This window comes from Haloferax sp. ATB1 (assembly GCF_000730175.1).
Genome location: NZ_JPES01000115.1, coordinates 23538 through 44486 on the forward strand (window position 1 = coordinate 23538; position 20949 = coordinate 44486).

Below are 20949 nucleotides of genomic sequence, written 5' to 3' on the forward strand. Positions count from 1 at the left end.
TGTGTTGATATCCGATTCAGAATTGTAATAAAATCCTATTTGGATGCGATATTAACGTTGTCCCGAATCAGATAGAGAGTCCGCCCAGAGACAATATTGTGTATTGAAAACAATATATTGTTGTCAGAATCACGTCTTCTGTGTTTTCGTCGCATGCCTACTCGGGGACGATAGCAGTTCCCGCGGACTGCGCCGCGGACGACGAGCGAGCCACTAGTCGGGATACATCGAAACGGCGACTCATCTGACGAGACGGTGCCACGGCTAGTGGCAAAAGCGCGGTTACGAGGTCGTTCGCAGGGAGGTCATCGCTCGGCGAGAAGTTCTGTCGGGTCGAATCTGGTGGCCGCGATGTGTCGTGGACCCCCGTCGACGGCGACGTCGTCGTCCCGTTTGTTGAAATAGTACGTGGCGAGGATGGTCCCGTCGTCGAGCACGGCCGCCCGCGGGTAGCCGAGGTCGTAGTTCGCGCCGTCGTCCCGGAGAATCCATTCTCGGCTCCACGTGGCACCGTCGTCGTGACTCACGCGGGCGCGGATGCCGTACGGCGGGTGGCGGTAGCCGTAGATGCACACGAGCGACCCGTCGTACGCCAGGAGTTTGCTCGGTGCGCCGAGGTCGTTCACGCGCGAGACGAACGACCAGTTGCGCCCGTCGTCGGTCGAGCGGTAGATCTCGGTCCACTCGCAGTCGACTGAGATTTTACACCGAACGGCCGCGACGAGCGTCCCGTCGTCGAGCAGCACCGGCGAGGGACACAGCATGCGGTACTTCTCGCTCCCGTCGATCTGCGACAGGAACGACCAGTTCTGTCCCCCATCGAACGACGCGTACACGATCGGCACGTCGTGGGGGTCCGTGGCCGTTTTCCCGTCAGCATCAACAGGAGCGTGCCGTCTTCGCGCGTGATGTACGACGGACGGCCCTGTATTCGCTCGAAGTCGAACATCGGGAGGCGCTTCGCGTCGCCCCACGAGTCACCACCGTCGTCGGACAGTTTCACCCAGGGAACCGCGTCCGAGGCGGCCGAATGCGGCGACGACCAACAGGCCATGAGGGTATCCCGGTTCGAGAAGTCGTGGGGTTCGACGTCCGGAATCTCGTTGTAGAGCACCTGTTCGGAGGTCTCGACGTTATCCGAGATGACGCCGTCGTCCGTCCACGTGTCGCCGCCGTCGGTGGTTCGCATCGCACGGATAGCGCCGTAGGTCTCGATGCGCGCGTGGCTCAGCTGGTTCTGTTTGTTCTCGGTCGGGGAGACGACGCTCCCGTAGCGAACGACCTTGGCGTCGTGGAGGTTTTCCGGCACCGAGTAGTCGCAGTCGTGGTTGATGAACGCGACGACCACGCCGTCGTCGGTCTTCCACATCCCGCCGTTGAAAGGCCACGCCGAGAACTCGTCGTCACCGTGGTAGACGACGGTGTGTTCGGCACTCTCGACTCTCTTGGGTGAGGCTAGCATGCGTCTGTTTCACAGAGTTGGGGCGGGGATATTAAAGATACCGCAGACGGTAGCGAAACGGGTCACGCGCCGACGACTTCGACGAACGAGGCGTCGCAGTCCGCACATCGCATCGTCGTGACGGTTCGCGTCCGACAGCACGTCTCTTCGGTTCGATGCTGAAAATCGGGTTCGCCGCCGCAGGTCGGACAGCGGTCGAGGAACAGTCGAAGTTCGCCGAGGGCGATGCCGCGCGTTCTCGAAGACAGCCCGTGCCAGCCCGGGAGTTCGTCAGCCAACGCAACCGCACCGGCCGCGTCGGCGAGGAACGCTTCGCGCGAGGGCCACCGACCGGCGTGCGCCCCGTCGACGGAGACGGCGAAGTCGCCGGCCGATTCGTCAACGACGAACTCTGACGGCTCGGCATCGACGAGCGCGGACTCCGAGAGCGCGGTGTCTACGTCGGCATCGATGGCGTCGATTGCGTCCGTCCACGCACGACGAACGGCGTCCGTCAGACAGAAATCGGCCCCGCCGTCGCACGGCACAAGCACGCCGTTTTCGACGAGGACGTTGTCGCGGTCGCCGTCTGTCACGTCGACTGATTCCGGGTGCGAATCGACGGCCGTCTGTTCCGGCCCGTGTTCGAAATACGCCATCGCCCGCGAGGGGAGGTACCGCTGTGTCAGCGTCGGTGTCCCCGGTATCAGATACCCCCGGAGGCCGATGGCCGCGGCCGACGCCGCGAGTGCGACGGCACCCAAGAGCGGCGACCCCACCCACGCGACGACTCCGGCGAGGGCGACGGCGAAGACGGCGTTCACGCCGGTACAGGGGAGACACCGATTGTCACCCGTGTACGCTGGGTTCCTGACTCGGTCGAGCACGGTCGAATCGCGGTGACGCAGCCAGTTCATCGGTCACCCCGTCACACGTCCGGACCGCGAGTCACGACATCGTCGGAGCCGGAATCGAAGAGATGCGTCGCCCGAGCCTCGATGGCGAGGCGGATCACCTCGCCTTTTTCGTAGGAGTTGTCGGCCGGGAGCGTCACCCTGACTTCGCCCTGCGGGCCCTCGATGGTCGCCAGCATCTGCTTTCCGATCCGCTCGATGAGGGTGACTTCGCCTTCGAGATCACCGCCGTTCCGGTCGAGTCTGACGTCTTCGGGCCGGACGCCAATCGTGACTTCGTCGCCGACGCCGACCGCCGTGGAATCGACCACCTGAAGCTCGACCTCTCGGCCGTCGACCGACACGACGACCGTCTCGCCGCTCGCGCGGTCGACGGTGCCGTCGAAGAAGTTCATCGACGGGTTGCCGATGAAGTTCGCCACGAACCGGTTCGTCGGCCGCTGGTAGAGTTCGTCCGGCGTCCCGATCTGCTCGATGCCGCCGTCGTTGAACACCGCGATACGGTCGCTCATCGTCATCGCCTCCTCCTGGTCGTGGGTCACGTAGATCGTCGGCTTCTTCACGCGGTCGTGGACGCGCTGAATCTCCTTGCGAATCTCGACTTTGAGCTTCGCGTCGAGGTCGCTCAGCGGCTCGTCCATCAGGAACGCTTCCGGTTCGTGGACGATGGTTCGCGCTAAGGCCGCTCGCTGTTGCTGGCCACCGCTGAGTTCGCCGGGGTACTTCTCCAGCAACTCGCGAATCTGCATGATGTCCGCGGCTTCCTCGGCGTTCTCGTATCGCTCTTGCTTCGGAACGTTCCGGACTTTCAGCGGGTAGGAGATGTTCTCTTTCACCTTCATGTGCGGGTAGAGAGCGATGTTCTGGAACATCATCGCTAAGTTCCGCTTGTGAGCCGGTTTCCCCGTCATGTCCTCGCCATCGAATCGGATGCTCCCGCTCGTCGGCGTTTCGAGCCCCGCGATACAGCGGAGCGTCGTCGTCTTCCCACACCCGGAGGGACCGACGAACGTGAAGAAATCACCCTCGTCGATGCTGAAGTCGATGCCATCGACGGCCGTTATCGTGCCGGACGGCGAACTGAACTCTTTCCGCAGGGAGCTGACCTCAATAGTCATGATTGACAACCACATACAGATTGAGAGACGTTACCATTATACGTTTCGGTGGCTGCAGATTCTCGGCCTCGAAACGAGAGGAGAAGAGATCGAGGTTACGTCGGTGAGGGGGGTCGGCCGAGCGTCACATCTGCCCGCCGACTTCGAAGCCTTCGAGCAGGTACTTCTGGAGCGCGAAGACGAAGATGAACGCCGGAATCACCATCATCACGCTCGCGGCCATCACCTCTCCCCAGAGCGTCTGTTTCTGAATCGTGAACATGTGGATACCGACGGTCAGCGGCCAGTTCTCGCTCGTCGGCATGATGATGCGGGGAATCGTGTACGCGCCCCACGCCGTCGCGTACGAGAAGATGGCGACCGCGATGACGCCGGGTTTCGCCATCGGAAGTGCGATTTCGTAGAACGCGCGGAACGGCGACGCGCCCGCCATCTGGGCGGACTCCTCCAACGAGATGGGGACGTTCTGGAAGAACTTCCACATCAGCCAGATGCCGAACGGAAGCGCCGTCGCCGTGACCGCGAGGATGAGACCGAGGTGGCTGTTGATGAGGCCGATGCGACTCCAGAAGATGAACATCGGAATCGCGAGCAGGATCTGCGGGAACATGTACCCAAAGAGGATGATTCTCGCGAACGTCTTCTTGTGCGGGATGTCGATGCGCGTGAGTCCGTAGCCCGCGAGCGTCGACATCGACGTCGTGACGCCGACGACGCCGACCGAGAGAATCATGCTGTTCGTGAAGTACGTCGGGAAGTTCGTCCCCTCGAAGGTGTTGACGAAGTTCTCGACCGAGAAGGCCTGCGGCAACAGCGTCTGCGGAACGTTGTAGATCATGTCGGTCGGCCGCAGCGCCGTGCTGACCATCCAGAAGATGGGGAAGATGACGACGAACAGCAGCAGCACCAACAGGGCGTTCAAAAGCAGGTTCCACCCTCTCGACCGACCCTGGTGCGAGAGGTGCGTCAGCGGGTTCCACGGCTTGTCGACGGTCCGCTGCTTGACGCTCGACCACTTCTGCCCGATGTCGTTTCGGATGCTCATTCTGCACGCACCTCCGCGGACGGTTCGAAGATGCGGAAGTACAACACCGCCGCGACCAACAACACGATGAACAACACGGTCGAGACGGCCGCCGCGATACCGAGCCGACTCGTCCCGAAGGCGACGTTGTACGCGTAGATGGGTGCGGTCGTCGTCGCCCCGCGGGGGCCGCCCTGCGTGAGGACCCAGATGTAGTCGAAGGTGTTGAACATCCACACCGCACGCAGCAGCAGCACGATGAAGAACACGCCCTTCAGGTTCGGTAAGGTGATGTCACGGAAGCGCTGGTACGCCGTCGCGCCGGACATCTTCGCGGCTTCGTAGAAGCTCTCCGGGATGGCCTGCAGTCGAGCGAGCACCATCACCGTGACGAAGATGGAGTCCTTCCAACTACTCGTGAGAATCGCCGCGAGCATCGCCGACTCCTGGCTTCCGAAGAACGACACGTAGCCTTGGATGAGGCCGATCTGGACGGCGAGTTGGTTGACGATTCCCCACTGCGAGTTGAGCATCCAGAGCGCCATGAAGCCGATGACCGCGTTCGGGATGAGATACGGGAGAATCGCGAACGTCCGCGCGATGTTGACGAACTTGAACGACCGGTTGAGTAGCAACGCGAGGGTGGTGCCGAAGACCACCTGAATGACGACCGAGCCGCCCGCGTAGACGACCGACCGGCTGAGCGCATCGTAAAACGAATCGCTCGACAAGAGCGTCTCGAAGTTGGCGACGCCGATCCACTGCCACTCGTTCGAGAAGGCGTTGATGCTGAAGAAACTCGCGCCGATGACGCCGACAATCGGAACGAGATTCACGAACGTGAAGAGCAACATCGGCGGGAGAATCGTCAGCGCGGCCAGTACCTTCTTTTTCGAGAGGAACTCGAACACCTCGTCTCGTAGTTCCCGAGCCCGAGAGCCATGCTTGTTGATTGTACTCATGGAACGTGCCAATTCTTCATGAACCAACGGTAAAAATCTTCCCATCACCGCAGTCGTCGGAGCGGGTGAACGGGATGAAAGCGGGCGGAGCGCGACCCTCGAAGGCGTATCCTCCCCCATAGATTATTGTAGGAGTATGCGAGAACGTACTGACGACCATGGTATTTGGAGAGCCGAGAGTCGGCTTCGGAACGTGGCAGAACACCGACCCGGACGCCTGTGCGGAGAGCGTCCGAACGGCGCTGGAGATGGGCTACCGCCACATCGACACGGCGCAACTGTACGAAAACGAGGCCTACGTCGGCGACGGAATCGAACGAGCGGACGTCGACCGCGAGGAGATAACGCTGGGGACGAAGCTCTGGCCGGGCGACCTCGCGTCCGACCGCGTCCCCGAAGCGGTCTCCGAGAGCCTCGACCGCCTCGGCGTGGACTACGTCGACGTCCTCTACGTGCACTGGCCGGCGAAGGACTACGACCCCGCCGACACGCTCGGCGCGTTTTCCGAACTCCGAGACGAGGGCCTGATTCGGAACGTCGGCGTGAGTAACTTCACCACCGACCTGCTCGACGAGGCGCGGGCCGCCTGCGACGCCCCAATCGCCGTCAATCAGGTCGAACTGCATCCGCTGCTCCCGCAACCGGATCTCATCGAGTACTGTCGCGGTCACGATATCGACGTCGTCGCCTACTCGCCGCTCGCCCGCGGCAAGGTCTTCGAGATTCCGGAGATAACCGATATCGCCCGCGAAAACGGCCTCAGCGAGGCGCAGGTCGCCATCGCGTGGCTGCTCTCGAAAGACGGGGTCCACCCCATCCCGAAGGCGTCGAGCGAAGACCACATCCGAGGAAACCTCGACGCCGCGGACATCGAACTCGCGTCGGAGGAACTCGCTCGCATCGACGATATCGACCGCGAGCTACGAATCGCCGACCGAGACTGGGTCGACTGGTAACGCCGACCCGAGAGCGGGATTTTACGAACCGTCTGGGAGAGTCACCGGCAGTGACGTGACACACGAGGTGACGAGCGCGTCGGGGTCCGAACCGGACACGCGTCGGAAACGGTACGTGAGTGATACAGAAGGGAAGCCGGCAGGGGACGCTGACCGTACGCCGGGTCGTCGCAGGCAGGACGGCACCGGCGTCTGCGTCGCGGTTGGATGGCAGACTGGTCCGTGACGGGGGACGACTGCCCTAATCGTCGGCGGGGACCATTTCTCTGGTTCCTCGTTCGTGCATGTGTGCGACGGCCTGCTCGATCGCCGCGCGTTTCTCGTCGCTGTTCGCCACCTCGTCGAACGGGGGGAAGAGATGGCCCGCGTCGCGCCCGAGGACGTCGATGGCGGCTTTTTCGCCGGCGGGGAAGTTCGACTCGTAGTCCTCCATCGCGGCGCGGATGAGCGGCACGATAGAGAGGTGAAGCTCGCGGGCGCGGTCGTAGTCGCCGCGCTGCGTGGCTTCCCAGATTTGGACGGAGACGCGCGGGCAGACGCTGCTGATACCCACGATACCGCCGTTGACGCCCAGCGTGTACGTCGGGAACTGCGCGATGCTCATCCCGCCGAGCACGAAGCCGTCGTCGCCGATGGCTCGGAGGTAGTGCGTCAAGTTGCCGAGCGTGCTGCTGACCTTGATGCCGGCGACTTCCGGGATGTCCCGGACGAGGTCGCCGACGAGTTCCGCGTCGAGGTCGAGCAACGACATGACGTCGTAAATGACGATCGGAAGCTCGGAGACGTCCGCAATCGCGCGATAGTAGTCGCGAATCGAGTCGTTGTCAGCCATATGCGAGCCGGCGTACCCCGTCGGTGGCATCACCATGAGGAAGTCGGCGCCAGCATCGCGGGCGAGTCCCGCTTTCGTGGTGGCCTCGTGCGTCTGCCGCGCGATGACCCCCGCGACCACGGGAACCGCGCCGTCGACTTCGTCGACCGCGACCTCGTAGAGGTGCTGGAGCTGGTCGTTGCTCATCCGCATTCCTTCGCCGGTGCTTCCGCCGACGACGACGCCGGAAACGCCGGCGTCGAGATGGTAGCGAATCTCGTCTCTGAACGCGTCGTCTTTCAGTTGGCCGTCAGCGTCGAGCGGGGTGATAAGCGGGGGATTTACGCCGTGAAGTTCGTTGGTCATCTGTTGTTGGAATCGTGTTTGAATCGGTGTGTCGTTCGGAATGTAACCTGGTCCGCTGTCGTGGTTACGGGGCCTTCGGCACGTCGAGACGACGGACCCCGGCGTCGGCGTCTGTGATGAGATTCACGCGTCGTTACGGCCCTTTCGCCTGTTTCAGCGACTCGCGGGCGCTCTCGGCGACTTGGTCGACCGCCTCTCCTGGGTCCATGTCCTCGCTGATCACGAGCGAGATGGCGGTCGACCCCGGTCGCGTCGTGAAGATGGAATCGACGTAGGGGTTCGGTGGGCTGGTCTCGTGCGCCGGCGGAATCGCGTCGGTCACCGACTTCCACGCCTCGATGTCAGCGTCGGTGTAGGAGTCCGGAAGCTTCTCGCGCATGTCGATCTCCTCTTTCTGTTTCGGGTACAGCGGCGCGTTCTGAATGTTGATGTAGCGCTCGTAGTACTCCGGCTGGAAGATGAACTGGTCGAGGAACGTCTTCGCCATGTCCGTGTTCGACCCCTGGAACGAGCAGATGGACTTGATGACGCCGAAGAACTCCCCGGGGCCGTCGGGGCCCGGAATCGGCTCGGCGCGGATGTGTTGGTGGAAGTCGCGGTCGCGTTCGATCGACTGAATCTTCGGCCGCGCACCGCCGTACGTCGTGTGCGCCGACGACTCGGTGTGAAGCGCGTTGATTCGCTCCTCGCAGCCGATGTCCGAGCCGGGTCCCGTGTACGGCTGGAGCTGTTTGCGGAATTCGAGCATCTCGATCCAGCGCTCGCGGTTCTCTCCCTGGTCGATAGAGACCACGACCTCGCCGTCGTCGTTCCGGGTCGCCATGTTCGCGCCGTTACTCCGGAGGAAGCACTGAGCGACGAGTTCGCTACAGTAGTGCGTCGACCACGGGAGCAGCGTCGCGTCGGTCACCTCGTCAGAGTTGCTGGCTTCCTCCATCCAGCCGAGCATGTTCTCCCAGGAGTCCGGCGTCGACTCGGCGACGTCCTCTCGGTACCACTGCAGGTACGGAATCGCGAAGAAGGGAATCGTGTAGTGCTCGCCGTCGCGTTCGAGGAACGACCGCTCGTGGGGCATACCCAGTCGGTCCGTGACCGTCTCGACCAAGTCGGTCATCGGCGCGAGCGTCCCCTGGTTCTGGAGTTGCGTCGACTGCGTCACCGACGTCGGGAACAGCTCCGGCGGGTTGCCGGACTGAATGAGCTGAATGATACGCTCTTGGATGCTCTGGCCCTCTGCGCCGCATTCGAGGGTGACGGACGCGCCCGTCTTGTTTTCGAACTCGGCGAACGCGTCCTCCCAGACGCGCTTGAACACGTCCGAACACTCGTCGGTGACGACGCGCATCTCGCGCCCGCTGTAGTCCGGCCAACCGTTTTCCTGTACCGAACCGGTCGTGCTTCCTTCTGTCGACGTCGACCCTGAGCCGCCACCGCCGCCGCCGCCGCCGATACACCCCGCTAGCCCGGCGACCGCTGAGCCGCCGACGGCTCTCAGGACGTTCCTGCGTCGGGTGACACTCCTCTCGCTGTCTCGGCATTCGTTCGATGCCATGGAATCTGCTTCATGATTGTAATGTAAATACATTTCTAACTATTGTTGACATGTGGCACAGAACGGCCGAACATTCATGGGGGCGGGGCGGAACCGGACGGTATGGCCGATTTGAATGCCGTCGTCATCGCAGACGACATCACCGGAGCGAACGACACCGGAAGTCAGTTCGCCAGTCGGGGGTATCGGACGAACGTCGTGTTCGACCCGAGCACACCGGCGGACTGTGACGTTCTCGTCGTCGACACGGAGACGCGGGAAGCGCCGCCGACGGAGGCGTACGACTCGGTTCGAACCGCCGTGACAGCGCACGACGCGCCCGTCCTGTACAAGAAACTCGACTCGACGCTCCGGGGGAACGTCGCTGACGAACTGACGGCGCTCCTCGACGCCGCGACACCGGACCTGCTGTTGCTCGCGCCGGCGTTCCCCGCGAACGGACGGACGACGGAAGGCGGCGTCCAACTGGTCGACGGTAAACCGGTCCTCCGGACGCTCACCGACTCGGAGAACCTCCCCTCGACGTCATCCGTCGTAGCGTTGCTCTCGTCGGTTCCGTATCCCGTCGAAACGGTGCACACGGACATCGTAGACGCGGGACGGCAGGCCGTCCGGTCGCGACTCACCGAGATACACGGACGCCACGACGAGCCGACCGTCGTCGTCGCCGACGCGACATCTCAGACGCACCTTCGGTCGCTCGCCGAGGGGGCCGACCAACTCACCGCCGGCGTGGCCTACGCGGGGAGCGGCGGACTCGCGGGGGCGCTATCGCTCTCACCCTCGGGCGGGGGCGAGGGTGCGGTACTCGGCGTCGCTGGGAGCGTCAGCGAGACGTCGTTCGAGCAACTCGCCGCGGTCCCGGACGACGCGCTCGTGGCGCTGGACCCCGAGGCGATGCTCGAACGCCCCGAAGAAGCCGCGGCCTCTGCGCTCGGGCCGCTTCTCGACGCACAGCGCGTCCACGGCTTCGCTGTCGTCGCGTCGGCCGCGTCTCCCGGGGCCGTCGATGCGGTGAATCGGACCGCGGACGCGCTCGGACTCGACGAAGCCGCCGTCAAAGACCGAATCGCGGCGGCGTTGCGCGCGACCGTCCGAACAGTCCACGAGTCGCGGCCGCTGACCGGCCTGTTCACGACCGGCGGCTCGACGACCATCGCGGTGCTCGACGAACTCGACGTGACGTCGCTCGACCTGACGGGAATCGAACTCGCGGAGGGGGTTCCGCTCACCAGAGTTCGCGGCGGACCGGCGGACGAGACGTTGCTTGTGACCAAGGCGGGGTCGTTCGGTGACCCGACGACAATAGTTAATTGCCTCGACTTCATCGGTACGCGGTGATGACGGCAAGAGAGAGACCCCTCGTCGGCGTGACGATGGGAGACCCCGGTGGTATCGGAAGCGAGATAATCGTCAAAGCAGCACCGCAGGTGACCGACGACGCGGACCTCGTCGTCATCGGTGACGCGGACGTGGTCCGGCACGCGGTAGCGCAGTGCGGGAGCGACCTGACCGTCGAGGCGGTCGACACCGTCGCTGACGTTCGAGCCGACCCGTCGACGCTGTCCGTCCTCGACCTCGACAACGTCGCGTCGCTCGCCCACGGCGAAATCGACGAAGCGTACGGACGAGCCTCGCTGGAGTACATCGAACGCGCCATCGAACTCGCCATCGAAGGCGACATCGACGCCATCGCGACGGCCCCGATTCACAAGCAGGCGACGGCACGGGCCGGAAGCGAATTCGCGGGCCACACCGGAATGCTCGCGGCGTACACCGAGACGGACAACTACTCGATGATGCTCATCGAGGGGGGACTGCGCGTCACGCACGTGAGCACGCACGTCCCGCTCCGCGAGGCCTGCGACCTCGTGACGACGGAGAACGTCCTCGACACCATCACGGTCACCGCTCAGGGGTTGCACGACCTGGGAATCGACGACCCGACGATAGCCGTCGCCGGCTTGAATCCCCACGCCGGAGAGGGCGGACTCCTCGGCACGGAGGACGACGACGCCATCGAACCGGCGGTCGAACAGGCTTGCGAGGCGGGCATCGACGCCGAAGGCCCCATTCCGCCGGACACCGTCTACGTCAAGGCGGCCGCCGGCGACTACGACTGCGTCGTCTCGATGTACCACGACCAGGGACACATCCCCATCAAGATGCTCGGCTTCGACAGTACCGACACCGTCAGCGGCGTCAACATGACGGTCGGACTGCCGATTATCAGGACGAGCGTCGACCACGGCACGGCGTTCGACATCGCGGGGCAGGGCATCGCATCCGAGTCGAGCATGGTCGACGCGATTCGGACCGCCGCCCGCGTCGCCGTCGAGCGAGCGTGACGAACGCGGAGAACCCGTCAAGTGGTTTCGGTGGCGTTTCCAACTGACGTGGAAACATCGTGTCGTCGGTTACGCGTGTTCTATCTTGAGTTCGATGATGTTGGTCCCGTTGAGGATCTTGTGTGAGAGTTCCTCTTCGACGCGGTCGTCCCGGAGCTTGTTCGACGGGACGGTCACGCTGATCGCGCCGACGGGGTTGCCCTCGATGTCCTGAATCGGCGCGCCGACGCAGCTGATGCCGACGTCGCCTTCGTCTCGCTCGATAGCGTACCCGCGTTCCCGCGTGGCGTCGAGTTCCTCGAAGAGCGCCTCGCGCGTGCGGACGGTGTTTTCGGTGACCGCTCGAAGCCCCCACTTGTCGACGATGTCGTTCACCTCGTCGTCCGAGAAACACGAGAGGATGGCCCGCCCGAAGGCCGGTCGATGGAGGTACGAGTGCTTCCCCACGGGCGCGAGGTCGACGGCGGCGTTGTCGCCGCGCGCCATGAATATCACGACGCCGCGACCGTTCTCCTCGATTGCGAGATTGACCAGTTCGCCGGTCTCTTTCGCCAGGTCGTGGACGACCTTTCGCCCGTGTCGGTAGACCGGAAGCCGCTCTCTGATCTTGCCCCCGTAGTGGAGGAACTGAAGCGAGAGTCGGTACTTGCTGCCCTCCTTGACGACGTAATCGTTCTCTCGGAGCGTCTGTAGGTGGACGTAGACGGTGCTCGTCGGAAGTCCGGTTCGCTCCGACAGTTCCGTTACCCCCAGCGAGTCCTCCTCCACCAGCGCCTCGACGAGTTCGAGGGTCCGCTCAACCGCCTCAAGCGTTCGTGGTTCGTTGGTTGCCATACGATAACACACTATTTCCACCCTGATTAAATATTTGGGTTTGGGGCGTGGGTTAGCACGGTCGCGACTGCTGAATCGAACGCTGGTCGAGAACGTGACCCTGGGACGGGTTGTCGGCTGTCTCGCCGGCCACCGTTCGGCGGAGGGCTCTGCGTCTCCGCCTCGAAACGGAACCGTTGCACGCGGGGAACCGCTTTCTGAACGTCCGCCTCTGTGTGCGACAAGTGGACATCTCCGGCGTCCTCTGCGTTGTAATGCCACGATTACGAGCGGTTTGGGTCGATGCTTGCGTTTCCACTCCGGGTGAAAGCACTAGACGTGTCGGGTGCACTGCGCGGGGACTTGGTCCGCGATAACCGCGCGAGCGCACGTTTTGAGCGTCGTTGGAGTGGCTCGGCGGCGAGCGGGCGACCAGCGGAACCGCAACGCCGGTTGGAATGGTCGCCGCTGGTCGGGGTCGGTGTGCATCACTTTCCATGTGGGTTGGAAACCGTTTCGGACCGGCCGGTCACGTGCTTCGCTCGGATGCGCGATGGACAGCATAGATTACAGATATACGCTTGTAACACTCCGGGAGTCAGGTCACGAAACGCAGAACGCGCTCGATCGCATCGGCACGCGTGCGACGTGGTCGTCTACGGTTCCCGCGTCCGTGCCACCGACGCGGCCGGTTGTCGTCCAGTCGGCGGGCTACGCCGTCGCGGTCGGGGTCACTCCCGTTGATAGAACTCCGCGATGTCCCGCCAGCGGTCGAAGTACGTCTCTTTCTGGGTATCGAAGTCCGCGCCGACCGACGGGTCCGGTTCGATAACGTCGCGCTCCCGGAGGAGGTTTTCCGCCGCCGTCTCGACGTCGCTGTAAATCGACGTGATGAGCGCGGGAGCCATGACCGCGCCGGCAGTCGTCCGCGGCTCCATCTCGACGACCGGGCGGTCCCATATCGACGCCCGGAGCGTGTTCCACCAGTCGTAGTTGCCGTCGAGCGTCGGCGTCCCGTCGTTGATGACGAGCACGCGGTCGATGTCGGTTTCGAAGTGCTCTTCGACCAGCGAGATGTAGGTCCACTCGGTCAGGATGATGCCGGTGATGAGCCCGCGCGCCAGCCGACCGTGGACCTCCTCGGTCGACAGGGAGTTGTCGTAGTTGAGTCCGAGGAGCGACCCCGCGACGTCGGCGTCGAAAAACGGGCTTCGGTTGCCCTTGAGGAACATCTCGTAGCCGTGACCGCTCGGGACTTGCCGGGCGAGTTCGAGCCCGCGCTCCGGCGTACAGTTGAGGATGCGGTCGAAGAACCACCGAAGGAGGTTGCCAGTGTCGAACGACGCGCCGGGCAGGTAGCCGTCGATAGGGTGACGGTGGTAGTACAGCGCCGGGTGGGGCGAGACGGACTCCGAGACGTACTTGACGACGCTCGACGCGCCGAAGGTGATGCTGAAGTCCCCCGGTTTGACGCCGCCGTTCGCCAGCACCGAGGCGTTGCCGTCGGTGAGTCCTTGAAAGAGTTTGATGCCGTCGAAGCCGGTCCGCTCGGCCAACTGGCCGTCGGCGACGCCGATGAACGACCCCGGCGGTCGAATCGCCGGAAAGAGCGACCGAGGCAGGTCGAGCGTCTCGAACAGCGACTCGAACCACGTGGGGAGGGGCGTCGTCACGTCGGCGCCGAACTTCAACGCGTTCGTCCAGTCGGTCTCGATATCGCGCCACGGCGTCGACGCGTCGAACCGGAGCCGGTACAACAGCCACGTCGTCGGGCTGAGAATCCACTCGACCGTCTGGAACTTGTCGGGATACTCCGCCCGCAGCTTCAGAATCTTCGGAAGCGGACTGGTCGGAGAAAACGCGATGTTCTGGTTAATCGAGAGGTCGGAGAGGTCGAGGTCCTGGAGCTTCGACGCCTGTTCGGGCGCGGAATCGAAGTACATCTGCGGGGGAAACACCGGCTCGCCGTACTTATCGACGAGCACGGCGGTCCCCGACGTACTCGCGACCGAGCCGATGCCGGTCTGCGGGAGCGCCGGCGCCGCTTCGTGGAGCGCTCGCTCCCACGCGAGCGTCGTCTGCTCGGCCACGGGTGCCTCGCCGCCGGCGAGTCGTTCGCCGTCGGTGCTGTACACATCGACATGCACGCTCGCGGTACCGAGATGAACGCCGACCAGTTGCGGGCTCTCCATACCACGCCGTCACACAGGATGCAATTAAATCCTTCCGAGGATGGCACCCCAACGAGCGCGCGAGGGCGCAGTCCGGCCGGTCGGCCGCAACGACGTTCGATTGGTAACGATTATCACACGGTGGGCCTGGAATCGCGTTCGATTGACAGACGAAGCGAAGACGCCGCTATTTCACGATAATTGACGACGTTCGGTGCAGTCAGCGGACAAACGCCAATCTCCGGCGGCCACCACAGTATTCTATATTTGGGAACGTTCGTTCACTTCAGATGAACTGTGTGGACGAAGCCCCGCAGACGGGCAGCGGTCGCCGAGATGTAGATTACAGATGTAGGTCCGTAATCCTCAGTGGTTCGCGTGAAGTTCGATGACGTTCGCGGCGCTCTGAACGATATCGGGAACCTCGTCGGTGAAGTGTTCGCTGTTCGTGCGGCTGACGGGTTGTGAGACGCTGATTGCACCCAGCACGGTCCCGTCTTTCGCGATGATGGGCGCACCGACGCACCGGAGTCCTCGGATGAGTTCCTCGTTGTCGACGGCGTAGCCGCGGTCACGGACCGTCGCCAACTGCGCGTCGAGTTCCGCTCTGTCGGTGATGGTCTGGTCGGTCTCCGCGGGAAGGCCGTGTTCCTCGACGATTTCGTCGACGCGCTCGGACGGGAGGTGCGCCAGTATCGCCTTTCCGAGGCCGATGGCGTGTAGCGGCCGTCTGAGACCGGGGTAGATGTCCAAATCGACCGCCTGCTCGCCCTGTTCGGAGGCGAGGTAGACGCCCTGTCCGTACTCCTCGACCATCAGGTTCGCCAGCTCGCCGGTCTGGGACGCCAATCGGTGGACCTCGCGCTTCGCCACCTGATACAGCGGGTGGCGGTGCTGTACGTACCCCCCGAACCCGAGCAGGCGGAGGCTGAGTTCGTAATCGGTCCCGTTGCGGACGACGAACTTCTCGGCTTCGAGCGTGCTGAGGTGGTTGTGGACCGTGCTCTTGTTCATCTCAAGTTCTCGGGCGATGAACGTCACGCTGCTCGACCCGTGTTCTCGAAGCGCGTCGAGAATCTGAATCGTCTTCCGACTCGTTTCGACCCGGTGGGGCGCGTTCTCTGTCATGACTGTGTGTCGTCGAGACGGTCCTAAATAGTTTGTTCTATTCAGTAGAACGATTGTTCAGCTCGGAGCGACGGCGGGACGGACCGGCGACACCGTTCGAACGGCGGGCGTAAAACTGTCAGCGCTGGAAATCGGGGGAAATAGGGTCGCTGTGGCGTATTCGGGGACAGGGCGGCAAAAACTATTTACGCTCACTCTCTGAGCTACGGAGTATGGAGATACAGACAGAGAGCTTCTCCATCGAGAGCCACAGCAGGTTCGAGATTCTGAGCGTCACTCCCGAGGTGGAAGCGACCATCGAGGACCTCGGCGTGACCGATGGACTCGTGTACGTGTCGACGCCGCACACGTCTGCGGCGCTCTCGACCAACGAGTACGAAGAGAAGCTCCTCGACGACATGATTGACAAGTTCAAGGAGATAGCCCCCCCGGACGAGGGCTACTACCACGACCTCGACCACATCACCGCGGGCGAGCAGCCGAACGCCCACGCGCACCTCATCTCCGCGATGATCAAGCGGCCGGTTCTTCTCGTCCTCCGCGACGGGGAGCTCGACCTCGGGACCTGGGAGGAGGTCATGTTCTTCGAACTGTGCGGCCCGCGCGAGCGAACGATTACCACGACGATTCTCCAATAGCCATGACGGACCAACCACTCGGACGATCGGTGACTGTCGCTATCGACCACGGACTCCATTGGGGCTCCCTCGAAGGGTTCGAGGACCCCGCGGCGCTCCTCGATACGGTGTTGGACGCCGGCCCCGACGGCATCTTGGCGAGCGTGCCGTTCCTGAAGCGCTTCGAGGACCGAATCGACGCCGCCGACGTCCACACCATCGGCACGCTCGACCTCCTGTACGACTCGACGATGCCGGGCGACATCGAGAACGCAGAAATCCACTCCCAGGTGTTCAGCGTCGAGGACTGCGCCGACGTGGCCGACGCCGCGAAGGTCGCGCTCGTCTTCGGACGGGAGAGCCCCGACGTGCTGAAGGAGAACGCCGAGTTCGTCGCCGCCGCGGCCGAAGACTGCGACGACGCGGGGATTCCGCTCATCGTCGAGCCGACCCTCTGGGGCCAGCGCGCCGACGACGAGTTCGACACCGACTACCTCGTCAACGCCAACCGCCTGGGCTTCGAACTCGGCGCGGACATCCTGAAGACGCCGTACCCGCCGACGGGCTTCGAGCGCATCGTGCACAACGCGCCGGTGCCGACGTACATCGCCGGGGGTCCCGCCGTCGAGACGGACCGAGAGGTACTGGAGATGGTTCACGGTGCCGTCGAAGCCGGCTCGCAGGGCGTGATGTTCGGCCGCAACGTCTGGCAGCGGGACGACCCCGCGGCCATCATCGACGCGCTCTCGGCCATCGTCCACGAGGGCGCGACCATCGAGGAGGCGGAGACGCTGTTATGACTCCCCGAGGGAGCCCCCGAACCCACCCATGAATCTCCCGTACCCCCACTTTCAGGTCAACTTCAAGGTGTATCCGGACACGAGCGGCGAGGACGCGCTCGCGTTCGCGCGGATGCTCGAAACGATAGAGGCGGAGACCGACGCGCGCTTCGTGTTGACGCCGCAACTGCCGGACATCCGGCTGATAACCGAACACACCGACCTCGCCGTCACCGCGCCCGCGATGGACGCCGTCGAGCCCGGTCGCGGGATGGGGAAAATCCTCCCGGAGACCATCGCGGACGCGGGGGCCGACGGTGTCGTCATCAATCACGCGGAGAACCGCGACACGCTGTCCGACCTCGTGTGGAAAATCGAGCGCTGCCACGACCTCGGCCTCGACTCGGTCGTCTGCGTCGACAGCATCGAGATGGGTCGCGCAGTCGCTGAGTTCGACCCCGACTCGATGATATACGAGATGCCCGAGGATATCTCGTCGGACCGCGCGATCACGCAGACCCACCCCGACCGCGTTCGCGACTTCATGTCGATGGTCGAGGCGGAGAACCCGCGCACTCGTGTCCTCGTCGGCGGCGGTATCTCGACTGCCGAGGACGTCCGCCTCGCGTTCGAACAGGGCGGTCACGCGACCGGTGCCGCGTCGGCCGTGTCGCTCGCGTCGGACCCGGAGTCGCTCCTCCGCGACATCGCCGCGAGTTTCCCCTGAGACGGTCGCCGACAGCGGGCCGCGCCGTCTCGCGCCGCGCCGTCCCGCCCCATTCGGTGACTGCGACGCGTCGGACCGGCGCAATCTTTTTAGTGGTCATCGATGATGTGCAATACACGTCAATGACAACCAAAAACATCCTCGTAGTGTGTGGCACATCGGTCGCGACGTCGACGGTCGTCAAGGAAGCGCTGAAAGAGAAGCTCCCAGCGCGGGGCCTCGACATCGGCACCATCGCCAAGGCGAAGGCGACGGAAGCTCCCGGCAAGGTCTCGTCGGGGAACTTCGACCTCATCGTCACCACGACGCAACTCAACCAAGACAAGTTCGACATCCCGGTCATCCACACGACGGCGTTCATGACCGGTATCGGTCAAGACGAAGTCCTCGACGACATCGCCGCGGCGCTCGAAGACTGATTGACACGTCGGCGACGCGGATTTTTCACGAACGATAGCAATGTTTATGTGGGCTCACTCTCATCCTGAGACAGGGTTGTGAGTTAATAGCATGGCAGTACCAGAAGTACTCTTACAGAGTGGTGTGAGTTCCCTGTTGAATTCGATCAACAGCGTAATCCAATCGTTGGGCGTGAGCGTCCTCCTTCCGATAATCATCTTCCTCATCGCGCTCGCGTTCCGGGTGGACGTGTTGAAGGCGGCGCGCTCGTCCATCCTCATCGGCATCGGCTTCATCGGCATCAATCTCGTCATCGGGCTGTTCAGCGAGAACATCAGTCCGCTGGCCCAACAGATGGTCGAGGTGACCGGTATCACGCTGCCGGCGGTCGACGTCGGCTGGCCCGCCGCCGCCGCCATCGCATTCGGTATCGCGGAACTCGGCGTCTGGATGATTCCGCTGTTCGTGGCGATGAACCTCGTCCTCTTCGCGATCGGCTTCACCTACACGCTCAACGTGGACATCTGGAACTACTGGCACTTCGCCTTCATCGGCGGGCTGGTCTACATGAGCACGAACAACTGGCTGTACTCGGTTGCAGTCGGGCTGACGCTGGGGCTGTTCGTCCTCGTGGCCGCGGACTGGACGCAACCGGCCGTCGAAGAGACGTTCGACACGCCCGGCATCTCCATCCCGCACGGGACCTCGGCGCCGTACGCCGTCGCCGCGATTCCGATTCACTGGGCGGTCGACAAGACACCTCTCGGAAACATCGAAGCGGACCCCGACGCGATTCAAGACCGGTTCGGCATCCTCGGCGAACCCATCTTCGTGGGCCTCGCTATCGGGCTCGTCATCGGTATCGCCGCCTACAGTAACGCGCTGTTCGTCGCCGAGAGCTGGTACGCCATCCTCACCGCCGGCATCTCGTTCGCCGCTGTGATGCACATCCTCCCGATGATGGTCGGTATCCTCATGGAGGGGCTGACGCCGCTTTCGGAGTCGATTCGGGACTACATGACCTCGCGGTTCGAAGACCGCGACATGGCGATCGGCCTCGACTCGGCCATCCTCATCGGCCACGAGTCGGTCATCGCGTCCAGCCTGCTCATCGTCCCCATCGCCATCGTGATGTCGATCATCCTCCCCGGCAACGACGTGCTGTGGGGCATCGACCTGGCGACGTTCCCGTTCTTCTTCGCGCTGATGGTTCCCATCATGAACGGCAACATCGTGAAGATGGTCGTCACGGGGACCATCCTGCTGATTCCGCTGCACTACATCTCCTCCGCGGTGGCTCCGCTCCTGACGCAGGCGGCTGGGAGCGCGGGCTTCGACCTCGGTGGCCGCGGGCTCATCACGTCGCCCGTCGCTGACGCGGGGTCGCCCGCGACGGGCATCCTGGCGCTCATCCCGGCGCCGGTCGCCCTCGCGGTCGGACTCGTCATCGTCCTCGGTATCTGGGTCGCCCTCCGGACGTGGCCCCAGCGGATGTACATGGTCGCCGGCGCGTCAGAAGAGAAGGCGCGGGAGACCGTCGAACGCCGACACACCGGCAAGGGCGGCGGCCTCCTTCCCAACAAAATCGGCTCGACCGTCGACACGGCGGGCGCGGAGAATCGCTCCGACGACTGACCGGACAGTTCCCCGTTGGCGTCCGCGGCCCGACCGCGACGAGCCACCGTGCTTCGCCGAACCGTCGGCGAACCGGTACCAACACTTTTCTCGGAGACCCGCGTACGACTCATCGATGCGAACCGAAAGCCTCGAACTGACTGGCGAGACGGACGAAGCGGTCCTCACGGAACTCGGCGCGTACGCCTACGACCGAGGCTGGGCCGACGAGAGCTACGCGGACGCCCTCTTGGCACGCGAAGCCGACTACCCGACGGGGCTCGACATCCCGACGATGGGCTTCGGCATCGCCATCCCCCACGCCGACCCCGACCACGTCTCCGAACAGGCCGTGCTCCTCGGACTGCCGCCCGCGGGCGAGTCGGTCGCCTTCCGAAGCATGGACAACCCCGACGAGCGCGTCGACGCCGAAGTCGTCGTGTTGCTCCTGGTGACAGACACCGAGGGCTACTCGTCGTTCCTCTCGAACCTCGCCAAACTCTTTCAGGCCGAGGAGTTCGCCGAGCTGACGAAGCGCCGCGACGCCGACGGCCTGCTCGACCTCGTCGTCGAGCGCTGTGTCGATTTCGACGGCTGAGAAAAACACGCTGCGGGCGGCCGGTTCTCCCCGGACGAGCGCCCGGTCGTCGGTCGCTCAGTCGATGAGTGCTCGCGCGTCCTCGCGGGTCTCGACGCTGAGGGCCGCCTCGGAGAGCGCCGCCGCCGACTCGTCGTCGACGTCCCGGACGCCCGCCTTCACGTCGGGAATCGTCACGGCGCTCATGCTCAGTTCGTCGAGACCGAGTCCGACGAGCAGTTCGGTGAGGTCCGGGTCGCCGGCCATCTCGCCGCACATGCCGACCCAGGCGTCACCCTCGTGGGCTGCCTCGACCGTCCGCGCGATGGCGCGGAGGACCGGCGGGTGAAGCGGGTCGTGTAACGAGGCGACGCGGTCGTCGTCGCGGGCCGCGGCCATCACGTACTGCGTGAGGTCGTTCGTCCCGATACTGAGGAAGTCGAGGCGGTCGGCGAACTCGCGGGCGAGGAAGACCGACGCCGGCGTCTCGACCATCGCGCCGAGTTCGGGGACCGCGTAGTCGACGCCCGCGTCGTCGAGGTCCGCGGCGATTGCGCTCACTTCGTCGAGGAGCGCGTCGAGCTCAGTCACCGTTGATACCAGCGGGAACATCACGGCGAGCTGCGCCGGCC

Annotated in this window: 19 protein-coding genes and 1 pseudogene; 9 read left to right on the forward strand and 11 right to left on the reverse strand. The window is 63.9% G+C overall.

The genetic code is table 11. The annotated features are described in order from the left end of the window. Positions 1 to 305 precede the first annotated feature (305 nt). The 5 genes and pseudogenes from ATB1_RS24240 to ATB1_RS18880 form a co-directional block, all read right to left on the reverse strand. Positions 306 to 1462: pseudogene (locus ATB1_RS24240) on the reverse strand (sialidase family protein). Positions 1463 to 1524: 62 nt separating this feature from the next. After that, positions 1525 to 2358 (reverse strand): hypothetical protein, encoded by an 834-nt coding sequence (locus tag ATB1_RS18865; RefSeq protein WP_226908654.1) that lies wholly within the window; start codon positions 2356 to 2358, stop codon positions 1525 to 1527. A gap of 11 nt (positions 2359 to 2369) precedes the next feature. Beyond that, positions 2370 to 3473 (reverse strand): ABC transporter ATP-binding protein, encoded by a 1104-nt coding sequence (locus ATB1_RS18870; protein ID WP_042666467.1) that lies wholly within the window; start codon positions 3471 to 3473, stop codon positions 2370 to 2372. A 124-nt stretch (positions 3474 to 3597) separates the two neighbouring features. Next, positions 3598 to 4518 carry a carbohydrate ABC transporter permease gene (locus ATB1_RS18875; RefSeq protein WP_004967173.1) on the reverse strand — a complete coding sequence of 307 codons (921 nt, stop codon included), beginning with the start codon at positions 4516 to 4518 and terminating at the stop codon, positions 3598 to 3600. Beyond that, positions 4515 to 5459 (reverse strand): carbohydrate ABC transporter permease, encoded by a 945-nt coding sequence (locus tag ATB1_RS18880; RefSeq protein WP_042666432.1) that lies wholly within the window; start codon positions 5457 to 5459, stop codon positions 4515 to 4517. Before ATB1_RS18880 ends, ATB1_RS18875 begins: the two co-directional genes overlap by 4 nt. A gap of 158 nt (positions 5460 to 5617) precedes the next feature. Here ATB1_RS18880 and ATB1_RS18885 point away from each other — a divergent pair, with 158 nt between their 5' ends. After that, on the forward strand, positions 5618 to 6415 hold the full coding sequence (locus ATB1_RS18885) for an aldo/keto reductase (RefSeq protein ID WP_052368171.1): 798 nt from the start codon (positions 5618 to 5620) through the stop codon (positions 6413 to 6415). Positions 6416 to 6656: 241 nt separating this feature from the next. Here the strand turns inward: ATB1_RS18885 and ATB1_RS18890 are convergent, their stop codons facing one another. Further along, positions 6657 to 7592: a dihydrodipicolinate synthase family protein gene (locus ATB1_RS18890; protein ID WP_042666437.1), complete on the reverse strand. Its 936-nt coding sequence runs from the start codon at positions 7590 to 7592 to the stop codon at positions 6657 to 6659. Between the two features lie 133 nt (positions 7593 to 7725). After that, entirely contained in the window at positions 7726 to 9144 is a 1419-nt protein-coding gene (locus ATB1_RS18895) for an ABC transporter substrate-binding protein (protein WP_241768371.1), read from the reverse strand. 102 nt (positions 9145 to 9246) lie between these two features. On the opposite strand from ATB1_RS18895, the gene ATB1_RS18900 reads away from it, so the two are divergent. Further along, positions 9247 to 10485, forward strand: coding sequence for a four-carbon acid sugar kinase family protein (locus ATB1_RS18900; RefSeq protein WP_042666439.1), 1239 nt, complete (start codon positions 9247 to 9249; stop codon positions 10483 to 10485). Next, on the forward strand, positions 10485 to 11492 hold the full coding sequence (pdxA, locus tag ATB1_RS18905) for a 4-hydroxythreonine-4-phosphate dehydrogenase PdxA (protein WP_042666441.1): 1008 nt from the start codon (positions 10485 to 10487) through the stop codon (positions 11490 to 11492). Before ATB1_RS18900 ends, pdxA begins: the two co-directional genes overlap by 1 nt. A gap of 69 nt (positions 11493 to 11561) precedes the next feature. Here the strand turns inward: pdxA and ATB1_RS18910 are convergent, their stop codons facing one another. From ATB1_RS18910 to ATB1_RS18920, 3 genes are all read right to left on the reverse strand, one after another. After that, positions 11562 to 12326 (reverse strand): IclR family transcriptional regulator, encoded by a 765-nt coding sequence (locus ATB1_RS18910; RefSeq protein ID WP_042666443.1) that lies wholly within the window; start codon positions 12324 to 12326, stop codon positions 11562 to 11564. A 710-nt stretch (positions 12327 to 13036) separates the two neighbouring features. Continuing rightward, complete coding sequence (locus ATB1_RS18915; RefSeq protein ID WP_042666444.1) at positions 13037 to 14497, reverse strand: FGGY family carbohydrate kinase; 1461 nt, start codon at positions 14495 to 14497, stop codon at positions 13037 to 13039. A gap of 345 nt (positions 14498 to 14842) precedes the next feature. After that, positions 14843 to 15604, reverse strand: coding sequence for an IclR family transcriptional regulator (locus ATB1_RS18920; protein WP_042666446.1), 762 nt, complete (start codon positions 15602 to 15604; stop codon positions 14843 to 14845). A 212-nt stretch (positions 15605 to 15816) separates the two neighbouring features. Between ATB1_RS18920 and ATB1_RS18925 the strand changes: the two genes are divergently transcribed. From ATB1_RS18925 to ATB1_RS18950, 6 genes are all read left to right on the forward strand, one after another. Continuing rightward, positions 15817 to 16242 (forward strand): secondary thiamine-phosphate synthase enzyme YjbQ, encoded by a 426-nt coding sequence (locus ATB1_RS18925; protein WP_004967184.1) that lies wholly within the window; start codon positions 15817 to 15819, stop codon positions 16240 to 16242. A gap of 2 nt (positions 16243 to 16244) precedes the next feature. After that, on the forward strand, positions 16245 to 17021 hold the full coding sequence (locus ATB1_RS18930; RefSeq protein ID WP_042666448.1) for a class I fructose-bisphosphate aldolase: 777 nt from the start codon (positions 16245 to 16247) through the stop codon (positions 17019 to 17021). 28 nt (positions 17022 to 17049) lie between these two features. Continuing rightward, positions 17050 to 17727 (forward strand): triose-phosphate isomerase, encoded by a 678-nt coding sequence (locus ATB1_RS18935; RefSeq protein ID WP_042666450.1) that lies wholly within the window; start codon positions 17050 to 17052, stop codon positions 17725 to 17727. Positions 17728 to 17849: 122 nt separating this feature from the next. Beyond that, positions 17850 to 18146 carry a PTS sugar transporter subunit IIB gene (locus ATB1_RS18940; protein WP_042666452.1) on the forward strand — a complete coding sequence of 99 codons (297 nt, stop codon included), beginning with the start codon at positions 17850 to 17852 and terminating at the stop codon, positions 18144 to 18146. A 172-nt stretch (positions 18147 to 18318) separates the two neighbouring features. Continuing rightward, positions 18319 to 19761 (forward strand): PTS galactitol transporter subunit IIC, encoded by a 1443-nt coding sequence (locus ATB1_RS18945; protein WP_042666453.1) that lies wholly within the window; start codon positions 18319 to 18321, stop codon positions 19759 to 19761. A 115-nt stretch (positions 19762 to 19876) separates the two neighbouring features. Then, positions 19877 to 20338, forward strand: a complete 462-nt coding sequence (locus ATB1_RS18950; protein WP_042666454.1) for a PTS sugar transporter subunit IIA — start codon at positions 19877 to 19879, stop codon at positions 20336 to 20338. Positions 20339 to 20395: 57 nt separating this feature from the next. Here the strand turns inward: ATB1_RS18950 and ATB1_RS18955 are convergent. Beyond that, positions 20396 to 20949: putative PEP-binding protein (locus tag ATB1_RS18955; RefSeq protein ID WP_343122554.1), on the reverse strand; the 554-nt coding region annotated here is incomplete at its 5' end.